22 protein-coding genes and 1 tRNA gene are annotated in these 23,101 nt (G+C 41.5%); 9 read left to right on the top strand and 14 right to left on the bottom strand.

Features of this window, described 5'->3' with window-relative positions; all coding sequences use genetic code 11:
• Positions 1-9 precede the first annotated feature (9 nt).
• Both IW644_RS10295 and IW644_RS10300 read right to left on the bottom strand, forming a co-directional pair.
• Positions 10-2,610 carry a bifunctional diguanylate cyclase/phosphodiesterase gene (locus IW644_RS10295; RefSeq protein ID WP_269917522.1) on the bottom strand — a complete coding sequence of 867 codons (2,601 nt, stop codon included), beginning with the start codon at positions 2,608-2,610 and terminating at the stop codon, positions 10-12.
• A 103-nt stretch (positions 2,611-2,713) separates the two neighbouring features.
• A complete protein-coding gene (locus IW644_RS10300; RefSeq protein ID WP_179981921.1) occupies positions 2,714-3,121 on the bottom strand; it encodes a c-type cytochrome in 408 nt (135 codons plus the stop codon).
• A gap of 264 nt (positions 3,122-3,385) precedes the next feature.
• Here IW644_RS10300 and IW644_RS10305 point away from each other — a divergent pair.
• Positions 3,386-3,462: transfer RNA gene (locus IW644_RS10305), tRNA-Arg, on the top strand.
• A gap of 314 nt (positions 3,463-3,776) precedes the next feature.
• On the opposite strand, the gene IW644_RS10310 is transcribed toward IW644_RS10305, so the two are convergent.
• Together IW644_RS10310 and IW644_RS10315 are read right to left on the bottom strand one after the other, a co-directional pair.
• A complete protein-coding gene (locus IW644_RS10310) occupies positions 3,777-5,099 on the bottom strand; it encodes a type II toxin-antitoxin system HipA family toxin (RefSeq protein WP_269917523.1) in 1,323 nt (440 codons plus the stop codon).
• Entirely contained in the window at positions 5,099-5,365 is a 267-nt protein-coding gene (locus IW644_RS10315; RefSeq protein ID WP_269917524.1) for a helix-turn-helix domain-containing protein, read from the bottom strand. The genes IW644_RS10310 and IW644_RS10315 overlap by 1 nt, the downstream gene beginning before the upstream one ends.
• Before the next feature lie 351 nt (positions 5,366-5,716).
• Here IW644_RS10315 and nhaC point away from each other — a divergent pair, with 351 nt between their 5' ends.
• Entirely contained in the window at positions 5,717-7,114 is a 1,398-nt protein-coding gene (gene nhaC, locus IW644_RS10320) for a Na+/H+ antiporter NhaC (RefSeq protein ID WP_269917525.1), read from the top strand.
• A gap of 111 nt (positions 7,115-7,225) precedes the next feature.
• Here the strand turns inward: nhaC and IW644_RS10325 are convergent, their stop codons facing one another.
• Both IW644_RS10325 and IW644_RS10330 read right to left on the bottom strand, forming a co-directional pair.
• Positions 7,226-7,645 (bottom strand): YeeE/YedE family protein, encoded by a 420-nt coding sequence (locus tag IW644_RS10325; protein WP_269917526.1) that lies wholly within the window; start codon positions 7,643-7,645, stop codon positions 7,226-7,228.
• A 21-nt stretch (positions 7,646-7,666) separates the two neighbouring features.
• Positions 7,667-8,095, bottom strand: coding sequence for a YeeE/YedE family protein (locus IW644_RS10330; RefSeq protein ID WP_269917527.1), 429 nt, complete (start codon positions 8,093-8,095; stop codon positions 7,667-7,669).
• 278 nt (positions 8,096-8,373) lie between these two features.
• Here IW644_RS10330 and IW644_RS10335 point away from each other — a divergent pair, with 278 nt between their 5' ends.
• Positions 8,374-10,134, top strand: coding sequence for a BCCT family transporter (locus IW644_RS10335; RefSeq protein WP_269917528.1), 1,761 nt, complete (start codon positions 8,374-8,376; stop codon positions 10,132-10,134).
• Positions 10,135-10,308: 174 nt separating this feature from the next.
• Positions 10,309-10,950, top strand: a complete 642-nt coding sequence (locus tag IW644_RS10340; protein WP_269917529.1) for a hypothetical protein — start codon at positions 10,309-10,311, stop codon at positions 10,948-10,950.
• 49 nt (positions 10,951-10,999) lie between these two features.
• Here IW644_RS10340 and IW644_RS10345 read toward each other — a convergent pair whose 3' ends face one another.
• Positions 11,000-11,248, bottom strand: coding sequence for a DUF2960 family protein (locus IW644_RS10345; RefSeq protein WP_024015448.1), 249 nt, complete (start codon positions 11,246-11,248; stop codon positions 11,000-11,002).
• Between the two features lie 407 nt (positions 11,249-11,655).
• Between IW644_RS10345 and IW644_RS10350 the strand changes: the two genes are divergently transcribed.
• Genes IW644_RS10350 through IW644_RS10360 form a run of 3 tightly spaced genes read left to right on the top strand, consistent with a single transcriptional unit; the run spans position 11,656 to position 13,987 of the window.
• Positions 11,656-12,333: a hypothetical protein gene (locus tag IW644_RS10350; RefSeq protein ID WP_269917530.1), complete on the top strand. Its 678-nt coding sequence runs from the start codon at positions 11,656-11,658 to the stop codon at positions 12,331-12,333.
• Positions 12,334-12,351: 18 nt separating this feature from the next.
• Positions 12,352-12,849 (top strand): ImmA/IrrE family metallo-endopeptidase, encoded by a 498-nt coding sequence (locus IW644_RS10355; RefSeq protein WP_269917531.1) that lies wholly within the window; start codon positions 12,352-12,354, stop codon positions 12,847-12,849.
• Between the two features lie 10 nt (positions 12,850-12,859).
• Positions 12,860-13,987: a beta family protein gene (locus tag IW644_RS10360; RefSeq protein WP_269917532.1), complete on the top strand. Its 1,128-nt coding sequence runs from the start codon at positions 12,860-12,862 to the stop codon at positions 13,985-13,987.
• A 43-nt stretch (positions 13,988-14,030) separates the two neighbouring features.
• Here the strand turns inward: IW644_RS10360 and IW644_RS10365 are convergent, their stop codons facing one another.
• From IW644_RS10365 to IW644_RS10385, 5 genes are all read right to left on the bottom strand, one after another.
• Positions 14,031-14,714 (bottom strand): sce7726 family protein, encoded by a 684-nt coding sequence (locus IW644_RS10365; RefSeq protein ID WP_269917533.1) that lies wholly within the window; start codon positions 14,712-14,714, stop codon positions 14,031-14,033.
• A 120-nt stretch (positions 14,715-14,834) separates the two neighbouring features.
• Complete coding sequence (locus IW644_RS10370; protein ID WP_269917534.1) at positions 14,835-16,475, bottom strand: replication endonuclease; 1,641 nt, start codon at positions 16,473-16,475, stop codon at positions 14,835-14,837.
• Entirely contained in the window at positions 16,462-16,746 is a 285-nt protein-coding gene (locus IW644_RS10375; protein WP_159579920.1) for a hypothetical protein, read from the bottom strand. Before IW644_RS10375 ends, IW644_RS10370 begins: the two co-directional genes overlap by 14 nt.
• Positions 16,746-16,982 (bottom strand): helix-turn-helix transcriptional regulator, encoded by a 237-nt coding sequence (locus IW644_RS10380; protein ID WP_269917535.1) that lies wholly within the window; start codon positions 16,980-16,982, stop codon positions 16,746-16,748. The genes IW644_RS10375 and IW644_RS10380 overlap by 1 nt, the downstream gene beginning before the upstream one ends.
• 54 nt (positions 16,983-17,036) lie before the next feature.
• Entirely contained in the window at positions 17,037-18,032 is a 996-nt protein-coding gene (locus IW644_RS10385; RefSeq protein ID WP_269917536.1) for a hypothetical protein, read from the bottom strand.
• 186 nt (positions 18,033-18,218) lie between these two features.
• Here IW644_RS10385 and IW644_RS10390 point away from each other — a divergent pair, with 186 nt between their 5' ends.
• Together IW644_RS10390 and IW644_RS10395 are read left to right on the top strand one after the other, a co-directional pair.
• The gene (locus IW644_RS10390) at positions 18,219-19,361 is read left to right on the top strand and encodes a DUF3883 domain-containing protein (protein WP_269917537.1); all 1,143 of its coding nucleotides are present in this window, start codon (positions 18,219-18,221) and stop codon (positions 19,359-19,361) included.
• 492 nt (positions 19,362-19,853) lie between these two features.
• Positions 19,854-20,714, top strand: a complete 861-nt coding sequence (locus tag IW644_RS10395; protein WP_269917538.1) for a TRADD-N-associated membrane domain-containing protein — start codon at positions 19,854-19,856, stop codon at positions 20,712-20,714.
• On the opposite strand, the gene IW644_RS10400 is transcribed toward IW644_RS10395, so the two are convergent.
• Positions 20,715-21,947: a tyrosine-type recombinase/integrase gene (locus IW644_RS10400; RefSeq protein ID WP_269917539.1), complete on the bottom strand. Its 1,233-nt coding sequence runs from the start codon at positions 21,945-21,947 to the stop codon at positions 20,715-20,717.
• A gap of 228 nt (positions 21,948-22,175) precedes the next feature.
• On the bottom strand, positions 22,176-23,054 hold the full coding sequence (locus tag IW644_RS10405; RefSeq protein WP_269917540.1) for a nuclease-related domain-containing protein: 879 nt from the start codon (positions 23,052-23,054) through the stop codon (positions 22,176-22,178).
• Between the last annotated feature and the right edge of the window lie 47 nt (positions 23,055-23,101).

Consider the following 23,101-nt stretch of genomic DNA (forward strand, 5'->3'; position numbering starts at 1 on the left):
TACTTACTTTTAGCCGGCTAGCAGTGCCATATCGAGCACTTTTGCGTGCTTTAATATCTTGCCCTGACCATACGAACACTCAATTTCATTTAAGGCGTCAAGCTGGGCTCGAGAATCCACACCCTCGGCTATAACCTGAAACTTCAAGTGTTCAGAAATCAGCATCACCGATTGAATAAGCTTCAAGTTACGCTGAGAGCGGGGGAGTGATTTTACAAATCGGTGATCAATCTTTATGAAGTCGAAAGGGTAAGCAAACAGATAACTTAGCGAGGCTAATCCGCTACCAAAGTTATCAAGAACAAGCGTTACGCCAGCGCGTTTAAGCTTTTTAATTGCCGGTAAGATAAACTGCGAACGCCGATTTAAATCATTTTCATCAAATTCAAACACAAGCTGGCTTGGTGTAATATCAGATGCTGCAATTACATCTATCATTTGATTAACCATAGAAGCCTGCAATAAATGGTTAATCGACACATTAACCGCTATTTTGTTAATAGGCTCATCGGTATTCTTGTAGTGGTTGAGTAACTCGCACGCTTTGTTTAGCTGAAATAAATCAAGGTCTAGCGTTAGGCCGCTGTGCTCTGCCACTTGCCTAAATTGCTCGCGGGCTATTTTGCCGTAGGCGGGGTGAGACCAGCGAATATACATTTCTTTATACAGCGTGCTCTTGTCATTTAAGTCAATCACTGGCTGCAAAAAGTAATCAAACTCTTCTTCACGCAGGGCCCGCCTGAATTCATTCTCAAGCTCCAGCTCTTCTATTAGTCTTTCACGCATGCTCTTATCAAACATCACGTAACGGCCACGACCCAGCGTCTTCGCTTGGTACATGGCGGCGTCTGCATCGCGTAAGACTTCGTCGGCGCTGCGATAATAGGTTTCTAAGTGGGCAATACCCACGCTGGCGCCGGAATACATTTCGCGACCATCTAGTAAGAACGGCTCTGAAATTGATGAAATAATACGGCTGGCTACTTCTTCAACATCTGCCACATCTTCAAAGTTATCCAGCAGAACAACAAACTCATCACCACCTAACCGAGCAAGTAGGTCGTGACCGCGAATACACAGCGCAATACGTCTTGCGACCTCAATTAAAAACTCGTCGCCCGCGTGGTGACCTAGCGTGTCGTTAATAACTTTAAAGCGGTCTAAGTCGATAAATAACACCGCGAATAAGTTATCGCTGTAACGTTGCTTGCTAGCTACGGCTAGCTCTAACCGGCTTGTGAACATAGCGCGGTTGGGTAAATCGGTTAGCGAGTCGTGGTGGGCGTCGTGAATTAGCTTAAGCTCAATCTCTTTACGCTCTTCAATTTGCTGCTTTAAAAACTTGTTCGCGCGGTTAAGCTCTGCGGTGCGCTCTTTCACGCGCTCTTCAAGCTCAATGTTGTAGCGCTGCATCGACTCAGTGTTGCGCTTGCGCTCAATGGCTACCGCAATATGGTGCGATACAAAGCGAAGAAGCTCTTGGTCGCGAGCATTATATTTTGCCAGCTTGCCATAAGTTTGAACCGCTATAACACCAGCTATTTCGCCCTCAACAACAAGGGGAGAACCAAGCCAAGAGTTAGCGCTATTTAACATGGTTTGAGCAACAGAAACATCTATGTCACCCGACTCAGCAAGTTCCAACACCTTGGGTGGGTTTATCAACTCGGCTTGGCCCGTACGTAATACATATTCGGTAAGCCCTAAGCCAAGCGGTCTAGCACTGATATCTTTTTCTTTGGAGTCGCTGAAGTAAGGAAACTCCAGCATCTCTTTCTCTTTGTCCAGAATAGCAATGTAGCAGTTCGGCGCGCTAATAAGCCGTGCAAGAATATCGTGAAGGCTTGAGTAGAAGGCATTCATATCGCCTTCAAGATTTGCCGCCAACTCAGAGATCTCGAACAACGCTTGCTGTAACGACTCTACTTTTTGACGTTCTAAAATTTCTTCTTGAAGGTCGTCGTTAATCTTTCGAAGTTGGCGGGTACGTTCGCGAATGGTGCGTTCGGTAAGCTCTCGGTTCTTTACCCTATCTACCGTGGTAACAATATGCTGGGAAACAAAAAGCAAAACCTCTAGATCTTCTTGGCTGTAGTGCACACCCTCATCATAAGTTTGCACAACCATTGCCCCAATCACTTGGCTACCGCGTTTTAGGGGAACGCCTAGTAGTTCAAAAGGTTGGGAGCCTACCAACTTGATATCGTGCTCAGAAGCAAAGGTTTCTTCTTCGTCGCGTTTGTAAAATAGATAGTTGCCGGTTTTAAGAATATAGCCGGTCATACCGTCCATCAAAGACTCGGCAGGAAGCTGAGGAACGGTTTGTTCGTCGAATTCATCTATAAAATAGGCAAAGTCGACAACGTTGCTTTCAGGTTCGTAAAAGGCAACAAAGAAATTGTCGGCATTCATGAAATCGGCAATGATTTCGTGAATAGCGGAGTAAAGGCGGTTAAGGTGACTTACAGAGCTGGCAAGTTCGGAAATATCAAATAGCGCCTTCTGAACACGTTCAGCGCGCTTATATTTTTCGGTGAGTTGTTGAAGCTGCGGTATAAGTTCGCGCAGTTCTTCTTCCGTCAACTCGTGTTGCGTCGAATCTTGTGACATTCCGCTCGCCAGTAAAAAAAGTAACGTTTCCCAACAGGTTAAATTACCCGATTAGAGGGTAAAACGCTACTTTTTCCATCAAGTTGTTGTGATTGTGTAGGTATTAGATACCTTCAATCATGTACTCAATAGCGGCTTTAATTTCGTCGTCAGAACAGTTGCCACAGGTACCGCGAGGAGGCATTGCGTTAATACCGTTCAAAGCGTTTTGCCATACACCGTCAAGACCGCGCTCGTCCAAACGAGGCTGCCAGTCTGCTGCAACGTGCACTTTAGGAGCACCCAGAACACCTGCAGAGTGGCAAGCTACACATGCAGAGTTGTAAACGTCTTCGCCAGACTTTGCACCGCCAGCTGCTGCAGCGCTACCTTCTGCCGCTGCACCTGCAACATGTACCTGACCTACCGGCTTAATGCGATCGGCAATTTCATCGTTACTCATTTCTTGTGCTTGTGCTGCAAAAACAGTTAGCGCAGTAGCAGCAACAGTTAACCAAGTCTTTAATTTCACATCTGTCTCCAGGCAATGATGAATTTGTTTAAAATATAACTGGCCAGATTATAACGGTTAATTGGGGCTGAACAACTATTTGAGGCCAATTACCCATAAAAAGTAAGGATTTTTAACACTTATGCCAAGCCATCTAAAGAGATTTTAATAAATGAGTTGAAGCCAGCCCGTGGCGTCAGTATTATTACGCCCCGTTTGCAGCATACGTGTAGTCGCGTATTCCTTGTTGTAAACGTTCGGTGATTATCTCACTAGTTCTATAAACCGCCCTTAGCTCAGCTGGATAGAGCGCGGCCCTCCGGAGGCCGAGGTCAGAGGTTCGAATCCTCTAGGGCGGGCCATTACCTTTTCCAAGATAGCGTTAACTCTTCTTGATCCATAGAGGCGGCTTTCGCTTGTTTTGCTATGTTGCCAAGCAGTTTTTTCTTGTATTCAACTTTGTTAATAAAACACCAAATATAGCTAGTAGTGACGTAACCCTTTAAGTATGGCCACTTAATAAAAAGCGTTAGTTAACTAATTAAAAATGGCGAGTTATGGGTTTAATGGTCAAATATGGTGTTTTATGTGTCAAATGATGTGTCTTTCTATTCTGCCCATTGGGAAAGACTTGATGAGTCCGTGGGTCTTTGCTTATTGAAGCATGTACGGCTTCTTAGACAGAGGAATTTTCTAGAAAACTCGCTATTTTGCGTAAGCAGGTGAGTGTACGCTCGGCAATAATTTCACCAACATACATGTCAAAAGTCGTATTTGCTTGCTTGAAAGAGGCGTGTAATGCTGGCTCTACCTTTTTACTCAAATATGCCATGATAGCGAGGGTTTGTGCTTCAGGTATCCCTTGTTTTTTAGCGTGCTCAGGCCAGTGTCTGGCCAAAATTTCGTTCCACTTGTAATGTGTATTCTTGCTGTGGACTTTCATTGCCATCTTTATTTTCTTCGCTTGAATATTTCCTTGTCCAAAGTATGGGTAAGCACTTAACACATCATAAATGGGTGTTAGTCGATAACCATCCTGATCTAATGCGATGCTAAAGTTTTTCCCATGTCCATCAATTGCAGCAAGTAGCCAAAATACAATTTGGACACGCAGAAATTCGAGTCTATCTTCGTATGCGTTTTTAGAACCAGATAGCAGGTTCATTATCTGCTGAGAGCCTGGGCCGCCCTTTTCCTCATACTTTGAACCACTCACTTTCCCTAGTGCTTGACATATATCTTCTTGAGGAAGTCGGAAAATAGTACCTTCATCAATTCTGCGATCAAATCGTTCAACCACAAGTACTTTCTGATCTTCAAACTGTGCAATCTCACAATTTGCCACATTCAAGCCGAGGTTTTTCATGAATGTTTGGCAGAACCATTCATTGTCTACACTCGAAGATAAGTTTATTCCTAAATTCTCGTGGTGAAGAATAGGAGGCTTTATTATGTGTGTAGTTGGCGTTGAACCCTGTGGTTGACACCATTTATTTTCCCAAAGGGTTAGCGCTGTCTTTTCTTGTGCACCAGCAAGAGAAATTCTGAAATCATTTTCTGAGTTCATACCCAACATTTTATTAAGGCGAGTATTTCTAATGGTTTGGGCTACATCAGCGTCAGACAAAGGAGTAAGTGATAGCGAGGGAGCTTCTCGAGTGGTGGGCTCTGTTGTGAATGTGAGTGCTCCAACACAATCTTTGCCAATTTTAGCCAACAAGTCGAAAGGTTTGGCACTATCTGCACCTAAACGGTCTTTTATATGTTCTCTTATAGCGCCTGTATCCGGTAGTAAGTTTTCAAAATAAGCATGTACGGCATCGCCCGTTATCTCTGCGTTTTGCATCGGCAGACTGAGAGAAATTGCACGGCCACCCTCAACTTCAAGCCATTCTGTGGTGTATTTAAAGCTCAAACGTCCTTTTTTTGAATAAAGCTCACCTACTGGAAACCCGTTCATTGAACAATAAAGTGTGCGGGTGTGTGATTTTCGTCCCATTAAAATCTCAGTGACTTTTTCGTATTTGCAGTTGCTGGTGCTGATACGTCAACGCTAGGTAACTTGCCAACACTAAACTCAAGGTTAAGTGCAGCACACAGTTTGATAAGCATCTCTACCGAGATTTTTTCAGGCTTGGTTTCACAATTTGAAACATCCTTTTGATACACGCCAATACGCTCTGCTAACTCGGCTTGAGTCCAACCTTTAAGTTTCCGACAGTCTCTAATTACAGCGCTTAAATCTTTCGGCGTGTTAACTTTCATAACGGTTTTTGTGCAAAATAATGAATAAATAAAGCTTATATCAAATATGGTATAAAACAAGTTTATGCTTAAATTGGTATAAAGTTAAAATATACCTAATATGGTATATATGTGTTTTATACCACAGCCAACATATGATATTTAATCCTGCAGCGCGTGATTTAAGTTAAAGTTGACTGCTGTGTGTTTATAGCACCTCTACGCGCCTGCAAAAGAACAAAGCAGGAAGTCTCTTAAATGATCAGTTTCACTCCTTTTTAAAGCTTATCAAAGTCGTTCCAACGCATAGCAAAGTCGCTATACTGGTTTTCACTACTTTCATTTTTTTAAAAACGTATCAACGAGCCCTTCATGTCGCCTCAGTCTTTACGTAACCCTAGTTTTGCTCAGTCACTGGTTTGTTTTAGCGTTATTGTCGCGCTAATAGCGGGTGGGTTGTTTGGCCTAGGTATTAGCCTGCACGCGCTTATATTTATGTGTTTATTATGGGCCGGTATTAATGCGTTTAGTTTGGGGCACACATACCTGCAAATCCGCGAATTAATGACCAGCGCATTAACCCGGGCCATACCTGCAATATACATCTTTATTCTTATAGGCATGGTTATCGCCAGCTTTATGCAAAGCGGCACTATCTCAACGCTAATTTATTTCGGTTTAAGCTGGCTGAACCCCAGCATATTTCTAGCAGTGGGATTAGTGCTTTGTGGGGTAATGTCGGTAGCTACGGGCACATCGTGGGGAACGGTGGGTACTATGGGCGTAGTGCTAATGGGCATTGGTACCGCCATGAACATACCACTACCTATAGTGGCGGCCATGGTGGTATGCGGTGCAACCTTTGGCGATAAAATGTCTCCGGTTTCTGATACCACTAACCTTGCGGCCATGAGTGCGGGCACCAACCTTTATCGGCATATGTACGCCATGTTACTTACTACGCTGCCTAGTTTTCTTCTCACTTTCGTTATTTTCTTAGTAATAGGGTTCAGTTACGCAAACCAGAATTTAAATGTAGAACAGGTAGTTGAAATTAGAGCAGCGCTTACCAGCCACTACAATCTTGCGCCTTATATAACACTGTTACCGCTAGTATTGCTTACGGTATTGAGTATTAAAAAAGTTACGGCTGAAGTGACCATGTCGTGCAGCATTTTGCTTGCCGTTATCATCGCCATTTTCTACCAAGATGCCAACACCATTAATGTGCTTAACGCGCTGTGGGAAAACACTCCGCAAAATACGGGCATCGAGAACTTAGATACTCTTTTAGGTAGGGGCGGTATCAGCAGTATGAGTTGGACGTTACTACTTGCTTTAATGGCAATAGCATTAGGCGGAATATTACACGGTGCGGGCTTTTTATCGGCGCTGTTGGCGGGCATTGTTGAACGGGTAAAACGTACGGCAACCTTAATTGCAGTTACCATAGCATCAGGTTTTTTAGGTAACCTAGCTATGGGCGAGGCCTATATCTCTATTATTTTAAATTGCCAACTGTTTAAACCAAAATATGAACAGCAGAACCTTGACCCTGCGGTGCTATCACGATCGGTAGAAGAGGGGGCAACCATGACCACAGGGCTTATTCCGTGGACAACCGCCGGTGCGTTCTATTCTGCGACCCTGGGCGTTGACGTACTCGACTATGCGCCCTATGCCTTTTTCAATTACTTAAACGGCGTTGTTGCGGTAACTATGGCCGCATTGGGGGTAGGTGTATTGAAAGGGAAAACCGCAAAACGATAAGTCAGCTATTTTCATTTTTGTTAGTGACTGGCACGTTTACCCCCTTAAAGGGATAATTACAACTTTATCCCCACTAGGGGATAAAGCCGCAAGGGTAGTGGTATTTATGTTTTAAGCCGCTTTTGGCTTCAACAAATGCTGGGCCAGCATGCCGACAATCATGGCCCCTACAAATAACAGCACATCAGTTTGAAGCGACGCAATCGCTACTACGGCAGGCCCTGGGCAAAAGCCGCTAATACCCCAGCCAATGCCAAAAGCCGCAGAGCCCAGAATTAGCTTTGCATCAATGGTTTTGCTGGTAGGTATATCAAACTTATTCGCAAACAAGGGTTTGCTGCGCTTGCGTACCCAATACATACCCGGTGCTGCCACTAAAATAGCGCCGCCCATCACAAAGGCTAACGTAGCATCCCAATTTGCACTGAAATCTAAAAAGTTAAGTACGCGGGCAGGGTTGCTCATACCCGAAACAATAAGGCCTAAACCAAATAAAAGCCCACAAATAAGCGAGGCGATAATTGCTCTCATAAGTATATGCTCCTCGGTAATTTACAGGTGTCTGATGATATTCGTGGTGACAATTGCAGCTGTCATAAAAGTAAGCGTTGCCACAATAGAACGGGGGGATAATCGAGATAAGCCTGCCACACCGTGACCCGACGTACATCCAGAACCAAGGCGTGTACCAAAGCCCACTAATAAGCCGGCCACAACCAGCCATGTGGAGCTCATTTGAGTTTGAATCTGTAAATCACCAACAAACACCATGTAAAGCACGGCAGATAAAACAATGCCTGCTAAAAAGGCCAGTCGCCAATAGCGTTCAATGCCGTTTTGCGTTATGGCCCCTGCGGCAATACCTGAAATACCGGCAATGCGTCCAAGCGTATAAAGCAATAATACGACCGACGTACCGATAAGTAGCCCTCCGGCAAGCCCTGCTAAAGGCTCAAATGGTGTTGTTGTCCAGTATTCCAACGCACTCTCCTTAATACTCACCAATAAAAAATGGGTAACCCAAATCTTTATATAAAAATTATCTTATATTTATATTTTACGGCTATTACAGCGAAAAGTCTGTTAATTCAATCGCGCAAATATACCCATCTGTCCCGCTTTAGCGTTTAATTTATCAACCAGCTAAAAGCCGCAATAAAACATGCATAACATAATTCTGATAAACTGTTTAATAAGATTGCCCGTTTAAAGCTTCATTGCACAATGGCATCGATAAAAAACAAAACAAAGGATCGTGTATGAGTAGTAATACCCGAGATGTGGCCTCGCCGAAGGCCTCTACTGAACAGGAAAGCGCATTTAGCGTTATTGATAAGCCTACCTTTTTTGGCTCTCTTATTCTTCTTCTGTCTGTCACTCTTCCCCTTATCATTTGGCCCGACCAAGGCGCACAGTGGGTGGCAGCTGCTAAAGATTTCGTTACCAGTAAACTTGGTGTGTTGTACCTTCTACTTGGTGTGGGGGCTGGTGGCTTCATGGTGTACATCATGTTTAGCGACATCGGGCAAATCAAACTGGGCGAACCTGAAGAAAAGCCTGAGTTCTCGCCAGTATCCTGGGCTGCCATGCTGTTTTGCGCAGGTATTGGGGCGTCTATCTTGTACTGGTCTATGATTGAGTGGGTGTACTACTACCAAGCCCCACCGTTTCATATAGAAGGCGAAACCCCAGAAGCTGCCAAATGGGCCGCGGCCTACGGTATATTTCACTGGGGCCCGCTAGCTTGGGCTATTTACCTTATCCCTGCAGTACCTATTGCTTACTTTTACTACGTGCGTAACCACAGCGTACTTAAAATATCCGAAGCCCTAATGCCGGTAATAGGCGAGAAAATGGCCCACGGCTGGCTAGGTAAAATCATCGATATCAGCTTTATATTCGGCATGTTAGGCGGCGGGGCAACTACGCTTGGCTTGGCAGCACCTATGATAAACGAAGGGGTGCACGAACTCTTCGGGGTACCTAAATCGCTAACTACCCAAGTAATTGTGCTTGTAACCTGTACCGCCATATTCGGCTACAGCGCGTATGTTGGCCTTAAAAAAGGCATTAAGCTGCTGTCAGACATAAACTTTTGGCTGGCGGTTGGTTTGTTGCTATTCATATTCATTGTAGGCCCAACGTTGTTTATGGCCAATACAGGTTTAGATGCCCTAGGTCGAGTACTTAGCAACATCATAAAAATGGCCACATGGCTAGAACCCTTCGCCGAATTTAACGGTTTTGAAAACACCCACTTCCCGCAAGACTGGACCATATTCTACTGGGCATGGTGGCTAGTATTTGCACCAAGCGTAGGCTTATTTATAGCGCGCATTTCAAGGGGGCGTACCATTCGAACCATGGTGGCAGGCTCTATGTTCTTCGGCACCATGGGCTGCTTTTTATTCTTCATGGTAATGGGGAATTACGGCCTGTATTTACAGCTTTCAGGCGAACTAGACGTAGTCACCATACTTAACCAAGAAAGCCCAACAGCGGCTATTTTTGCCATGCTTCACACGCTGCCTATGGACTATGTGGTTATCTTTGTATTTACCCTATTGGCGCTAATATTCACCGCCACTACTTTCGACTCTATTTCTTACATTCTGGCAGCTGTAGTGCAAAAAGAAGTAGACGAAGAACCACTACGCTGGAACCGCTTATTCTGGGCCTTTGCGCTATCTTTCATGCCTATTGTGCTTATGTTTGTGGGCGGGTTAGAAACGCTACAAACCGCATCAATAATAGGGGGCGTGCCGCTATTAGCCGTAGCCTTAATGCTGTGTATTGCCATAGTGCGGGCAGCTAATTACGACATGCGCTATCAGCCCGACTATTCAGTGAAAGAAATCAACATTGGCGAATTCCCTGACGACGACCCATGGAGCGAAGAAGGCACATGGGACATTGAAGAGGAAAGTGAAGAAGATGTGCCTATTGCGGCCAAACCTAAACCTCGTGAACCGAAAGATCACATAGAAGGCGACCCGCATAGCAGACCGTCGCGGTTGTAGCTTTTGGTGGTTCAGTTATAAATAGTGATTAAGCTATAAAGCAAAGCGCTGCCGAAAGGTGGCGCTTTTTTCATTTTAATGCCACACATTTCACTTTCACATAAAGTGCGCTGTGTTAACGTAGCCAGGATTAATAGCACCCGAATAGCATCAACCATTCGAAAAAGTAGCAGTATGTCAGTAAAGAATTATCAAAAATTCTATCAGCCCTTAAACGCAGTGCATTCGGCTGACTTCAATCGCTGTATTTACTGCGGCTGCGAAGCGGCCCGCCAAGACTTTATCCCGCCCATAAAATTCATTCACGATTGGCAAAGCGGACACCTACAGGCCGACTTTATTTCCGTACCTTCATGTAACGAATGCTTTGACTTGCTAAAAAACGAAAATAACGCCACGTTAGAACCTAGAATTACCGTGTTAAAAAAGCTATTGGCAGAAAAGTACAAAAAGGCCATTAGGGTATATAACCATTGGAGCATGGAAGAAATTGAAGAAATGGATGCCGCATTTCAAATAAGCCTAAAAGGCGGCATGCGATTAGGTAAAGAAACCCTTTCACGCCTTCAATTTGCTGGGTTCGACTATGAAGTAAACGGCAATATAACGCGGGTGGCAAAACCACAGAGCGAAAAGTTCAAAGTATTCGATGAAGAGTTCAACAGCTTTAGAGAAGCGCTAGCCTTTGCCAGCGCTACCTACAAAATCAAGAAAAGCCGATTAAGCCAGCTTTATTTCGACAATTATGAAAGCTTTGATAGGGCTATTGAGGTTTTTCATGGGTTGGTTGAAGACCATCAATCAAAAACTGATTGATGGCATTGCGCTCCGGTATCAGAGGTTTGAACCCTATCGGGCCCAACCATCATTCCTGACCGTTTTTTAAAAAGTACAATTCAGAAAACCCCATTTTTGCAAATTCGGTATCTCTGAAGTTTCTTACGGTTTTTTTGTCTTTACTGATAGCAGCGAGTTGCTGTTCAGTTTGCAAGAACTGGGAAAGGTCTATTCCCTCAGCATCGGCCACAGCTTCATGCATATTTTGATGGAGGCTGTAAGAAAAATTTATCTCTTTTGCCACACCTTTAAACTTATAACGTACTTTATGGGCCATGTTCTACTCAAGTTGGTCGATGTAATTCAAAAACTGTTTAACCGCTATTATAAACCCAATTAGCGCTAATAATTACCCGTATTAAAAAGCGGGTGGAAAAACAACAGTGTGAGGTGTTTAAAGTGTTCAATAATGATAAAAGCTTTGGTAGGGCGATTGAGGGCTAACCCATGAAAAGCTAATTCATTACATTGCCCTCCGGAGGCAAAGGTCGCGCGTTCGAATCGCGCCGGATGTGCCATTTTTAAAGGGCTGTAGCCTGATTCTGTTTTCTTAAAAATCTCTTCTTTTAAATATGTAGCAAATGTGTAGCAGAAAGTTTCACGCGTTATAAAAAACTAGTTATTTGCATCTACAACAAACTGGACTAACATGGACGTCGTTCAAAAATGGAAGTGGCGTTAAGGATGAGCAAATTCAAATCTATAAAACTTAAAACAATTTTCATTATTTATAGCATTTCGTTTTGTTGTCACGTAATCAGTGCAGAAATACAAGATGCTCGAGTTTCAGATGTTAATATCCAACAGCAAACGTCTAATCCCCAAGACTTTGAGTTTTTAATTCAAAAGCAACTGGCTGAACTGAAAGTTAGCTCAGAGAAGCAACAATTGATGATAAATGAATTAAGCTCTCAAGTTCAGTCTAGTGAAAATCTAGGCTCCGCAAAGTCTTCTTTCGATGACAGAATCACTAAACTAAAAAGTAGCTTGGATGCCCAAAAAGATGAAATCGTAAAACTCCAAAACAAATTTAACGAGGAGAATGGCTTCGATTTTGAGTTTTGGATGGCAATCATGCTTACAGGTGTAACCGTTTTATTAACGATTATTGGTATCGGAATTGCAATTCTCTCATTGTTCGGCTTTCGTAATATGTTGAAAAAATCTGCTCAGAAAGCAAGTGAAGTGGCAGGAACTGCGGCTGAAAATAAAGCTGAAGAAGTCGCAAATAGTGCTGTAAATAGTCAGTTGATAAAATATATAGAAGAGGGGCGTTTTGATAGGATTATAGCGCTCGAAGTGGAAAAGCAAACTTATCGCGGAATCGGTCAGTTGTACAGTTTTGATAACGATGAGCAATAGATAATACTAAGGGTGAACATGCCTAATTATTCTTATGAGTGGCAAAAGTTAGAAAAGGATAGCCGCAATATAATCGCGTCATACCATCAAGAGTTTCCTGTAAAGGTTGGAAACATTGCAAAGGAATTAGGTTTAACAGTTAAAAGTTCTACACTAGGTGCAGGGATTTCTGGCGAGATCAGACTTGAAGAGGGTAAGTATGTAATTAGAGTTAACCGTCATGATGTGAAAGAACGTCAAAGGTTTACAGTCGCTCATGAAATCGCTCACTTTCTGTTGCATCGTGACCTAATTGGAGATGGTTTAGTAGATGATGTGCTTTACAGATCGAAGCTTCCAAGTAATCTGGAAACTGAAGCTAATAGACTAGCAGCGGATATCCTGATGCCCATAGCATTAGTAAATGAAGCCATGGCAAATGTCGAAGCTCAAAAAATGGAAGAAAAAATAGAGAAATTGGCGGCAGATGCTCAAGTGTCAATCACTGCAATGAAGATTAGGCTAGGAAAGGAATAAGGAGCTAAAATTGTTATCGATAGACGAAATGGAAAGTTTTTACTACATACCATATTTAGCAATAAGTCCTTCAGAAATGAATGCACTGGAAGAGCTCCCCAATAAAGACAAAAATAAACTCCTTCCGTTATTTCAACTGAAAGGCTGGGCTACAGCAAAAACCCTCGAAAAAACAATCGATAGAATAAAGAAATCAATCGGTGAGCGGTATTGGATTGCAGATATTGATGAAACATTTGTAAGAAACAATGCGGAGTGGTTGTTAACTGGTAAGTATCCAGAGCGTGAAGTCTTTAGCGAAATTAATGCTTTGTTGGATCCAAATAATGGATATTCAAATTGGTTTAATTTTATTAATGAGACGCCTTTTGCAATACCCACTGTTCAATGGGGTAGCATTGAGAATTTATATAATCAAATTGAAAGCCTCAGCTCAATTGGCAGAGGAGTTGTCGTAAGAATAACAAGAAAAAATGGTACAAATGAGGTCGATAAAGCGTTAAAAGCTCTCGCGAAATACTCTCCTAAAAATTGTCATATCATGTTAGATTTAGGTCAAATATCTGGAAAAGATTTTAAAGTTGAAGACTTAACTGGAAGAATTGACCTAATAAAAAAAGTATTACCAAAAAGCACAATATCTATATCTGCTTCGTCGTTCCCCTCACAGTTTTCTGGATACAACAAGGGAGAGAATCCTATCCATGAAAGGATTCTGTTTAATCAGTTAAAAAGGGAGCGACATAACAGCAATTTATTCTATTCCGATAGAGGAGGTGCTAGGGCTGAGAAAGTTACTGGCGGCGGCGGTATTCCCTCCCCACGGATAGACTATCCTTTAAAAAATGACTGGAGATATGTAAGGGAAGAATATAAAGACTCTAATTTGCCGCTTGATGGTGAGAAAGAGGAGTTATATACATTGTGTGCGAAGAAAATAATGGCGGAAGAATATTGGACGCCTGACTTGAGGCTATGGGGAACGCAAATGATTGAGCAAACAGCACTTGGAGATAAATTTGGTATAAATTCTCCCGCTAAAGCAACTGCTGTAAGAATTAATATCCATTTGCATACTCAGCTACACTACAATACGAAGATTGAGGAAATTGACACCGATGATGAATGGATTGATTGACCTTTGTTGAGCTTGGACGCTTATTCAATTCTCATGAAATAAATTAAAGCCATTTCGGCATATCACAGTCAACCTGAACAATTTTTTTGTTAGTATTTTTACTAAGCAGTTTTATTGTTTTAGTAGATACAGCTGTATTTTTAGTATTCTCCCAAAAATGCATCGAAGTGAGTTTATATCTGCTTCTTATTCCGTCAATTATCGTATTTCTTATCATCACTAGCGGTGCACGAGATAGGATACTTAACAGTTGTCGTTTTGTTGCAGAGGGGTCATAAGTGCCAATCTCACGAGCAAGTTTTCGTAGCTCACTTACCTTAAAAAGCCGCAAAAGATTTTGTTTATCAACAACTTTAGCTATCTTACCTCTTCTAACAATTCTAATATGATTTTGCTGATTGAGTTCCCAAACTTCTATATTCATTGGGGAAATATTTAGAACCGAATTAGTATGTTTTTGAGCACAAACTACTATCACCTTATCAAAGAAAGAAGAATACGTTTTGACCTGTTCTTCTAGTCGAACAAGTGAATCAAATTCACTCTTAATTTCTACCGCCCAAATGTCTTTTCTACGAACCAGAAGTAGGTCAGTACGGCGTGTATGGTTGTCCACAGTGAATTCGCTAATAACGCAGTCGCCGGGGTTTAATATTCTTCTAGCTTTTAGTTTTTCGAGAACCAACGCTTTAATGTCATTTTCAAGAAAACGTTTTGCGTCAGCCATAAATTACTCTGTTCATATACTGGTTATCAATAGAGTCCCATTTTAACAGCGGTAGTAGTATAGAAAAAGCGGTTACTAGTACACTTATTTACAGAACTCCAAGTAAAAGCATCTGAGCCGCTATGCGGCTCTAGTGCCACGCTTTTCTAATCGCCATTCGTGAATTCTAGTAATCACTTCTTTTTCGCCTAGCTTTATTCCTCGAAGAGAAATTGAAACCACTCCGTCAAAATAGCTTTGTTTAAGTTCGCCTGTTTCTGTATCGAGCTTTTCTTTGTACAGAGGGCGAATGGCTTGATCGTTGCGCTTACAGAATACGCCCCCCATAAGTTTTACAAAGTCTGCCCACTTGCCTTTATCCGCTGCTTCGAAAATATCAGAGAAGAGTTTAGTTTCGTTGCAAAGCGCTCTAAGTCTTCTTAGTTCACGCCATACAGTAACAGCCCCTGCACCTAATTGTTGAAACTGACGTATTCCCCAACAACTAGCCCATGCTTCAACACGCTGCGCCGCTTCAACAGCATTGCCGCCGTCAATATCACTATCTAGGTTTGCACCATTAACGTTTTTGCTTACATATTTAGCAATGTAGCCCGTTGCACTGCCTCTTGAATAATCAATATCTTTAAAGTCACAACGGTTTTCTATAGCGCCTGCTTCATCGCCGTCTTCTCTTAACGCGTAGTGTTCGATAACGGCTTTAAGCTCGTTCGATTGGTGTTGCTCTAAGAAAATAAGCATGTGCCAATGAGGTGTTCCGTCATGCTGTGGTTCAGCAATGCGGAAGCCGTATAGCTTAATGTCCTTACGGTTTAAATCAGCGCGCACAAGCGCCCACATATCATTTAAATATTGCTGCGCTTCATAAGGTGTTGAGCCATCCCATTTGGGGTTTCTATCACCAGACTTAGCGTATGTATTATGAAAGCGAGAAGGGCATGTAATCGTCACAAACAAGGCTTTGTGGTTAAGTTCCTTAGCTATTTCTTCATAACCAGCCATACGTGTCATAAGTTCATTTTTACGATTAACGGGGTTAGATACATTTTTATCTGACAATTCAGCAAGCGAAAACGACTCATTATTTTCGTTAACGATAGCGATATTTTCGAGCATCTGCCTTTGCAGCTCTTTTTGAATTAAACGATGTTTTACTGTGTTATCACTACAGTACTTTCCTTTTCGACTGTGTACCTGCCCTAGGTGAATTAGCACTTTTTCTTCTGTACGGCGTAGCACTTTTCGTAACTTCCGAAGCCACCAGTATTTGTCCTGCATTCTTTTGATTGCACCGTTAACGTTAACGGATTTGTTTAGTTCTGGAGGGTTGATGCCGTACCCGTTAACGAACTGCGCGCATTCGTTATAAAGCGCCATATTCCCGTTAACGGGTTTTTGACCCGTTACGTTACGGTTTTCTAGCGGATAGGTGTAAAGCGCAAAACGTTCGCAGCGCTTCGAACACTCATCTGAAAGTTCTCTTAGTTCATATTCACCCGCGTTAAAATAACGAATAAGCTTTTCTGGAATGAGTGCATTAAGTGTTTCAGTTTTTTCACGCAAATAGCTATTAGCGTTATACGGCTTATCAAAGGTCTGATATTGGTTGATAAGTATTTGCTGGATAACTTCATTAAAATGCGAAATACGTTCTTTTACAAACAGTCGATCTTCTTTTGATATGGAGCGGTAAAAATCACCATTAATTTTATCCAGCTCGTCAAGAGAACGAGCGATTGGAGTTTCTTTATGCGTTTTCATCACGACCCTCCAGTTCGTTGTGCAGCTTCATTCCCTTTTTAGAAATCGAGAAATTGCTCCAACGAATGCCAAACTCCATTTCCTCTTTGGTTTCTTTTAATAACCCGATACGAACTAACGAAAAGAATACCGTCTTAGAAAACTTTATCGGCTTTTCGGCAGGGAAGTGATAATCCCCTAACTTGGGGCTCACGCTGGTACAAAACTCAACAATTCCGCCGTTATAGAAGAAGGTGAGCAATTCGATTTGGTGTATTGATAGTTTCTTCATTACGCTACACCTTCATCCTGATAAAGGTGGGTGCGTCGCACGAAGCTTTCTAGCCAAGCATCAAGGTCTTCTCGAAGATAACGAACAGCTCGGCCAATTTTGATAAAAGGTGGGGCTGGTGTGCGATTTTCGCGATTACCGTCCATTCTTGCCTGTCGCAAGAAAGAACGGCTCATGCAGATATACTGAGAGGCTTCTTTTTCAGATAGTAGTCGTGGTGTTATATCTATCATCATGACGGTTCCTGTAGTAATTAAATCTAACTTCAGGAACGAACTTATTTGTCACGACTAATCACGTGATGGTTTTCGTGACAAATCTTTTTTTAGTTCTGTTACAACGTTGTTGAATGTGCGTCTGATAACTTGTTTCTGACTCGAATGTGCCTCATCTGGGACATTCCACAAGATCTTGTCTCGAGTAACTTCCAATATATCGCTCTCAGGGTCTATTAGGTCAGTTAAGGCATCATCGCTTACTGCTTTTCTTAGAATGAGCCACAATTCTGATGCACTTTTATTTGGAGCGTAGCCTATTAGGTTAGAAACAATACGCTTGGTTTTAGACCCTCTCGAATAATAGTCAGTTAATTTTTCTTCATTAAGCCTATTAGGTTTAACCTTTGGTTCAACTTTTTCGACCTTAAACCTTTCAGAATGCGGTTTATACGGCTTGTTTAAGCCTATTAGGTTAAGCGCAACCAAATCATCGTGAAGTATGCAAGCATCGGAAAAGTTAAGCGTAAATTCGTCACAATAGAGTTCTTGAGCATTTCCCTGTTCGAGTTTCTTTGAAAACGGATTTTCAATTTCATCGTTGCCGTCACCAAAAGACTTAAGCATATCGAAAAACGCTACTCCGACTGCTGCGCTTGATGGTTGTAACCTAGGATAATTTTTAACCAGATACGTTTTGTCTTTGAGGTCTTCTAACTTTTTGGGTGAATATTTGGAAACTTCGCTATTGGGCGCTTTAATTGCAAACGGGTAGTTGTGCGAGTACGTACCAGAGTTTAGCTTCCTAATTTCGAGCGTTTTAGTTTTAATCTTAGTCTTTGTGAAAAGCACTGCTGAGTGCTCGTTAGAAGCTGAAAACACCCCACTCAACTTGCCATGACCAATCAATTCAAATGCAGAATTATTAGCTGTGCCAATGATGAATTGCTTCTCTTTGAACAAAAACGATAACTTTAAAGAGTTTTGTTCAACATGATATCTGAGTTCGTCCCTTGTGATACGGTGATGGAACTCTAGCTCACCCAATCTGTAATAAACTTTATTATCCATAATATGCTTTGGTTATATTTTTTTGTATTAAAGCATATTCAATACAGTAAGTGTGATGCGGAGAGTAATAAATGTTTTAAAAGCATGGTGTTAGGAGTAATGTTAGAGCAAATGAAATTCAACAAGACTATTGAGGTTAACACTGCTTTTTGTACGAAATAAACCTCTTGATAAAAGGAATATCTAATGAATGTCACGGAATCATTAAAGAAAGACATATCGCATTTTGAACGAATTTATGACGAAAATAAGGAAGCAAAAGCGCTAGCGAGTCGAGGTGATTTTCTCAATAAATTTCCAATTAATTCCATAAAAGATCTAAAAATTGAGGATTATGTTACAGGAAGAGGTACGGCTTCATTCTGCAATTACGTTGAGGCAAAGACTAAGGCGTGGGCAACAATTCAGGGCTCAACGTCAATAAAGTTTGGTGTTTATTATGGGAAAATGAAACCGGATGAATCAAAGAAGTATAGATTCGCGAAGAAATTTGGTTCAAACCACAAAGAAGCCTTTCTAAGTGTCAAAAGTGCCCTAATAAAGCTAATCAAGGATGCCAAAGCCGAAAGATACAAGGAAGTTGATAAAAATGCTCTATCCCAAATGTTCAAAGCAAAGGTGATAAGTCTTTATTTTCCAGAGCAATACATAAACATATGTAGCGAGGAGCACATCGAACAACTTGCCGTAGAAATGGGACTAAAAAAGGGGCTTCCAATTAGCGAATATCAGCATTTATTTTTGAAGCATAAAAGTGCTAATCCCCTTACAGCGGATTGGAGTAATCCAAAATTCATGTCGTTCCTCTACATGAAGTACATTCGTGAAAATTTGTATACAGATGCTAGCTCTCTTCTCTCTAAGCCGCGTAAGGACACTGACAAAGAAGTTGACTTTGATGAGCTTCAGCAAGTTAGAAATGAGCTAGGAAAAATAAGTGAGGATTTCGCTCTCGACTGGGAAAAAAATAGGTTACGCGGTTTAGGCCGTGAAGACTTGGCAAACAAAATAAAAGATAAAACAAAGAAACCTGCAAATGGCTACGATTTCTTGTCGTTCGAGGCTGATGGAAGTAACCGTCAAATCGAGGTTAAGTCGCTAGGAATTTCAAAGGGCTTGGGTAAAGGCGGTTATAGATTTTTTCTTTCTGAAAATGAAAAGAAGGTATCGCTCGACAATAGTGAAAGCTACTATTTTTATATGGTTCAATTCGGTAAGGATATGAAGCCAGTCGATATTCATGTAAAAAAAGCTGACGAACTTTATGAAATTGCTGAGTTATCCCCCGCTGCATTTAAAGTCATGTTTTCAATAGATAAAGAGTCGTAGCTTTTCTATTGAAGCGCCGCCTCACTGTATTTTATTGGCTGAATATTTACTGGCGCAAAAATTACCTTGTTCATGTTCTGTTTATATTTGGCTCGTTACTATTGTTTTAAATCAGGTTTTCAATCTAGTTCACGGAAACTTATTTATAAACAATACAGTACGCAGAGGTTCAAATGGAGTTTGTTAGTAAAGCATACAGAGAGGGACAAAGGTCGGGTAAGTATTCCAGTAATCCTTATTGTGAAGGATCTAAGGAGTACGACGAATTCGAGCGAGGCGCAACTCAAACAATTCGCCTAAGTAAGGAGGCTCCATTTGGGACTGCAGGAGCGTTCTACGGTGACCCTGATGATGATGTAAGAGGTTCAATTCCATTTAAGAAAGCTTTGAATAAATATGCGCTTGCAAGAAAAAAATAGCACCGTAATTTGACATAAGTTCATGAAAAGTAGTAATTTTATAGCTAGTTAAAACGCTTTTTAGGAATTTTGAATGAGCAATGTGAGTACACCAAAGGAAGGTGCAGATGGCCAACCGAACTCAGATGCGAGCGCACAAGATAATAAGCTATTGACCGCTGCTGAAAAAACTGAAGAAGTTGAAAAAGCAAATAGCAATGCGGAGAAAACAAGTAGCAAACTTAATAGCGAAAAGGCTGGACCATCTTACGCACGTTATATGGGGAGCGGTGCATCGTTATTTTTCATAGGTCTCAATATCTATCTTTTTGCCTTAGTCTGGCCTGAAAATATCTTGGATGCCATAGTTGGGGAAATGGCTACTTATCTTGCGTTGAGCATTATGTTTCTTTTTTATGGTGCTGTTTTTGGATTTTTCTTGGCAACAATGGTGACTGCGGTCAGGGCCTACAAAGCTAAGGAACAAAAAGCGGAGTCACTATTAAGTGAAGCGGATCAAAAAGTAGATAACCTTGTCGAAAAAGATTTTAACTTGAGAATTCTGGAAAGAAATTTCAAACAGTTGAGTGCTTACTATCAGGAGTCATTGGCTCAGTCTTCAAAGTCATTTATATCTGCATCTACAATGTGCTTTCTTGGCTTCAGTTTACTCGCCATTGGGATTGTATTAATGTTTTTTGGAAAGACCGAGTCGGCCTACATTACCGCTGTATCGGGTGTCTTAGCTGAGTTTATCGCTTTGACCATATTTAAGGTTTTCAAAGAGAGTATCAATAAAGCGTCCGAATATCACAAAAAGCTATTAATCTCTCAAAATATGGCAATGGGAATACAGATGACAAAAAATGTTGAAGATCAAAAAATCAAAAATGAATTGAATACTGAAATAGTTAAAGCGCTGATTCAAGACGCTAACAAATATATAAGCGCTTAATCATATTAAGCTTACTGCTTTTGCCTTATGCTCAGGTGCTAAGTGAGAGTACCTGAGCGTCATATCTAAAGAACCATGACCAAGCAACTCACGAGTTGTATTTAAATCTACACCAGCCATTACAAGCTTGCTTGCAAAATGATGGCGTAGATCATGGAAACGAAAATCTTTTATTTTCGCTTCCTCTAAGACTGTAGACCAAGCTTTCGTTATATCTTTAAGGGGTTGGTCTGGCTTACCCTCAAAAACCCACAGTAGGCTTTCACAGTCATTTCTCCAGTTTGTTAGTGCTGACTTAGCTTTTTCATTAAGGGGGATGTGCCGAGCTTTTCCGCTTTTAGCATTTGCCGCTTCAATCGTTAGAAAACCTCGCTCTAAGTTCACGTTTTGCCATCTAAGCGAAAATAGTTCACCCCTTCTCATTCCGGTATTCATTGCCAGTATCACCAACGGCTCCAGGTAGTCCGCAAATGTTCGTGCACTTAAGTTAGGTAGAAGCGCGTAGCCCCGTTCGGCTCTATGTTTGTTGCCGCTTTCTCGTTCACGCTTTATTCTAAAGTCTCTTGCTGTTAATGCTTTTCTTAGGCGTTCTTCTTCGTCAAAACTCAAATAACGAATACGGCTATTGTCTTCAATTAATGGCTTTAACTTTTTTAAATCATGGCTAGGTATAACTTCCCATTCAACAGCCCTGCTCAATACAGATTTTAAAGTGGTAAATCGCCTATTAATGGTCGCGTTGCTTTTCTTTTGGTTAAGCATTTCAGTTCGTAACTTTTCTAGCAAAGAAGCATTAATATCACGCAATTGCATTGGCAGCAGAGTAGGGAAGTTGACTCTTAAGTTTTTTAGCTCACGCTCCCCCGTTCGTGGATATTGCGCGGTGTACCACTTTTCAAACTCCAAATCGATGAAAGCTTGAAGTGTGGTGAGCCTTGCTAGCTTTTCTTGTGCTTTTAGCTCTTTTTTATTTTCGTGTGGGTCAACACCTTGCACAATTGAAGCGCTAGCCATCTTTGCGGCATCTCGCGCTTGTGCGGGTGTGATTTCTGGGTGTGTACCCAGCTTAACATTCTGCTGTCTTCCATTGTGGCGATAATACAAATAGTAGGTCACCCTACCTTTTGGAGAGATACGCGCATGAAAGCCTGAAACCTCTGAGTCATTTAGCCTTTTATCTTCGGGTTTAAGTGCATTAATGCTGCTGTTCGTTATCTTTTTCTTGATTGCCATAGGAAAAATATGTAGCAAATATGTAGCAAAGTGAGTGATTTTGGGTGAGTTTACATGAACAAGTATGAACAAACTATGAATGTGTTTAATCTATATAAATCAATGTTATAGTGTTCTTTTTGATGCACCCTTGTTCATGGTTGTTTACCGAGAAATACCCCAAAATCAGGCTCCGGAGGCAAAGGTCGTAGGTTCATGCTCTTTACATCTTTAAGAGCCAGGCACACATCAAAATAGATCTGTTCCTCGTAGAGTGAGAGCTTCTAGCTGATGGTTAATACGATCTAGCGATGAGTTGTCTAGTATAGTTTTTTTAGACAAAGCATAGTGTTTAGTTAATGAATTATGGTTCATAATCGGAATGATAGGCTTTTGTTTATATTCTATGAACCAGCCAGGAATAACAACCACGGGGCTGGCCTCCACACTCATACCGGTACTTTGAGTTAACTGCTTACTAAGCCAATCTGCTTGTCGCTTCGCTTGCTCAACCGTCGACGTGTCTGTGTAATGAGGGAACTGAATTTTGTCGCCTTCTACAGTTAATTTGTGTGAACTCTTAGAATTTTTTACGTTTGGTTTCCGCCTTCCTTTAGTCTCGATAGCTAGTACACCTCCAGGAAACGTTAGTACATGGTCAATATTAAAATTAGGTGCCTGCACATCGTGAAATATACGTACTCTACTATCTGTTATTTTCGACAAAGCAAATGATACTGCCCACTCGGCCTCTATTCCTAATCTAGTGATTCTAATTTTATTGAAGGCCTTTATTGCTTTAAATAGTGAATAAATAGCAGCTGCAAAAAAAATAGTGACATAAATTAACCAATTTTTCGACACGTCCACGAAACCTAGCAAGTCTGCAATGGTTGGCAGTGAAAAAGGAAGTTGGAAATATAAAGTTGATAGTAGTGAATATACCAGCATGTCTAACGTTGCATCTCTATGCTGCTGCAACAATGTAAAGGCTGGGATTCGTGCGGTACGTGCATAGTCAAAAGGTATACGTGATTTTTTATCTGTAATCTTGTTGTAGCAAACGGCGAAAAGTATCACTAACGCGAAGGGGCAAAGAGATATCGCCATTACGAAAAGTATTTCCATGTACAGTCCTTGTTTTAAAGCACTTTAAAATTTAAAGTTGAAATGAT

The organism is Alteromonas sp. PRIM-21 (assembly GCF_027563165.1).
GTDB lineage: Bacteria > Pseudomonadota > Gammaproteobacteria > Enterobacterales > Alteromonadaceae > Alteromonas > Alteromonas macleodii_A.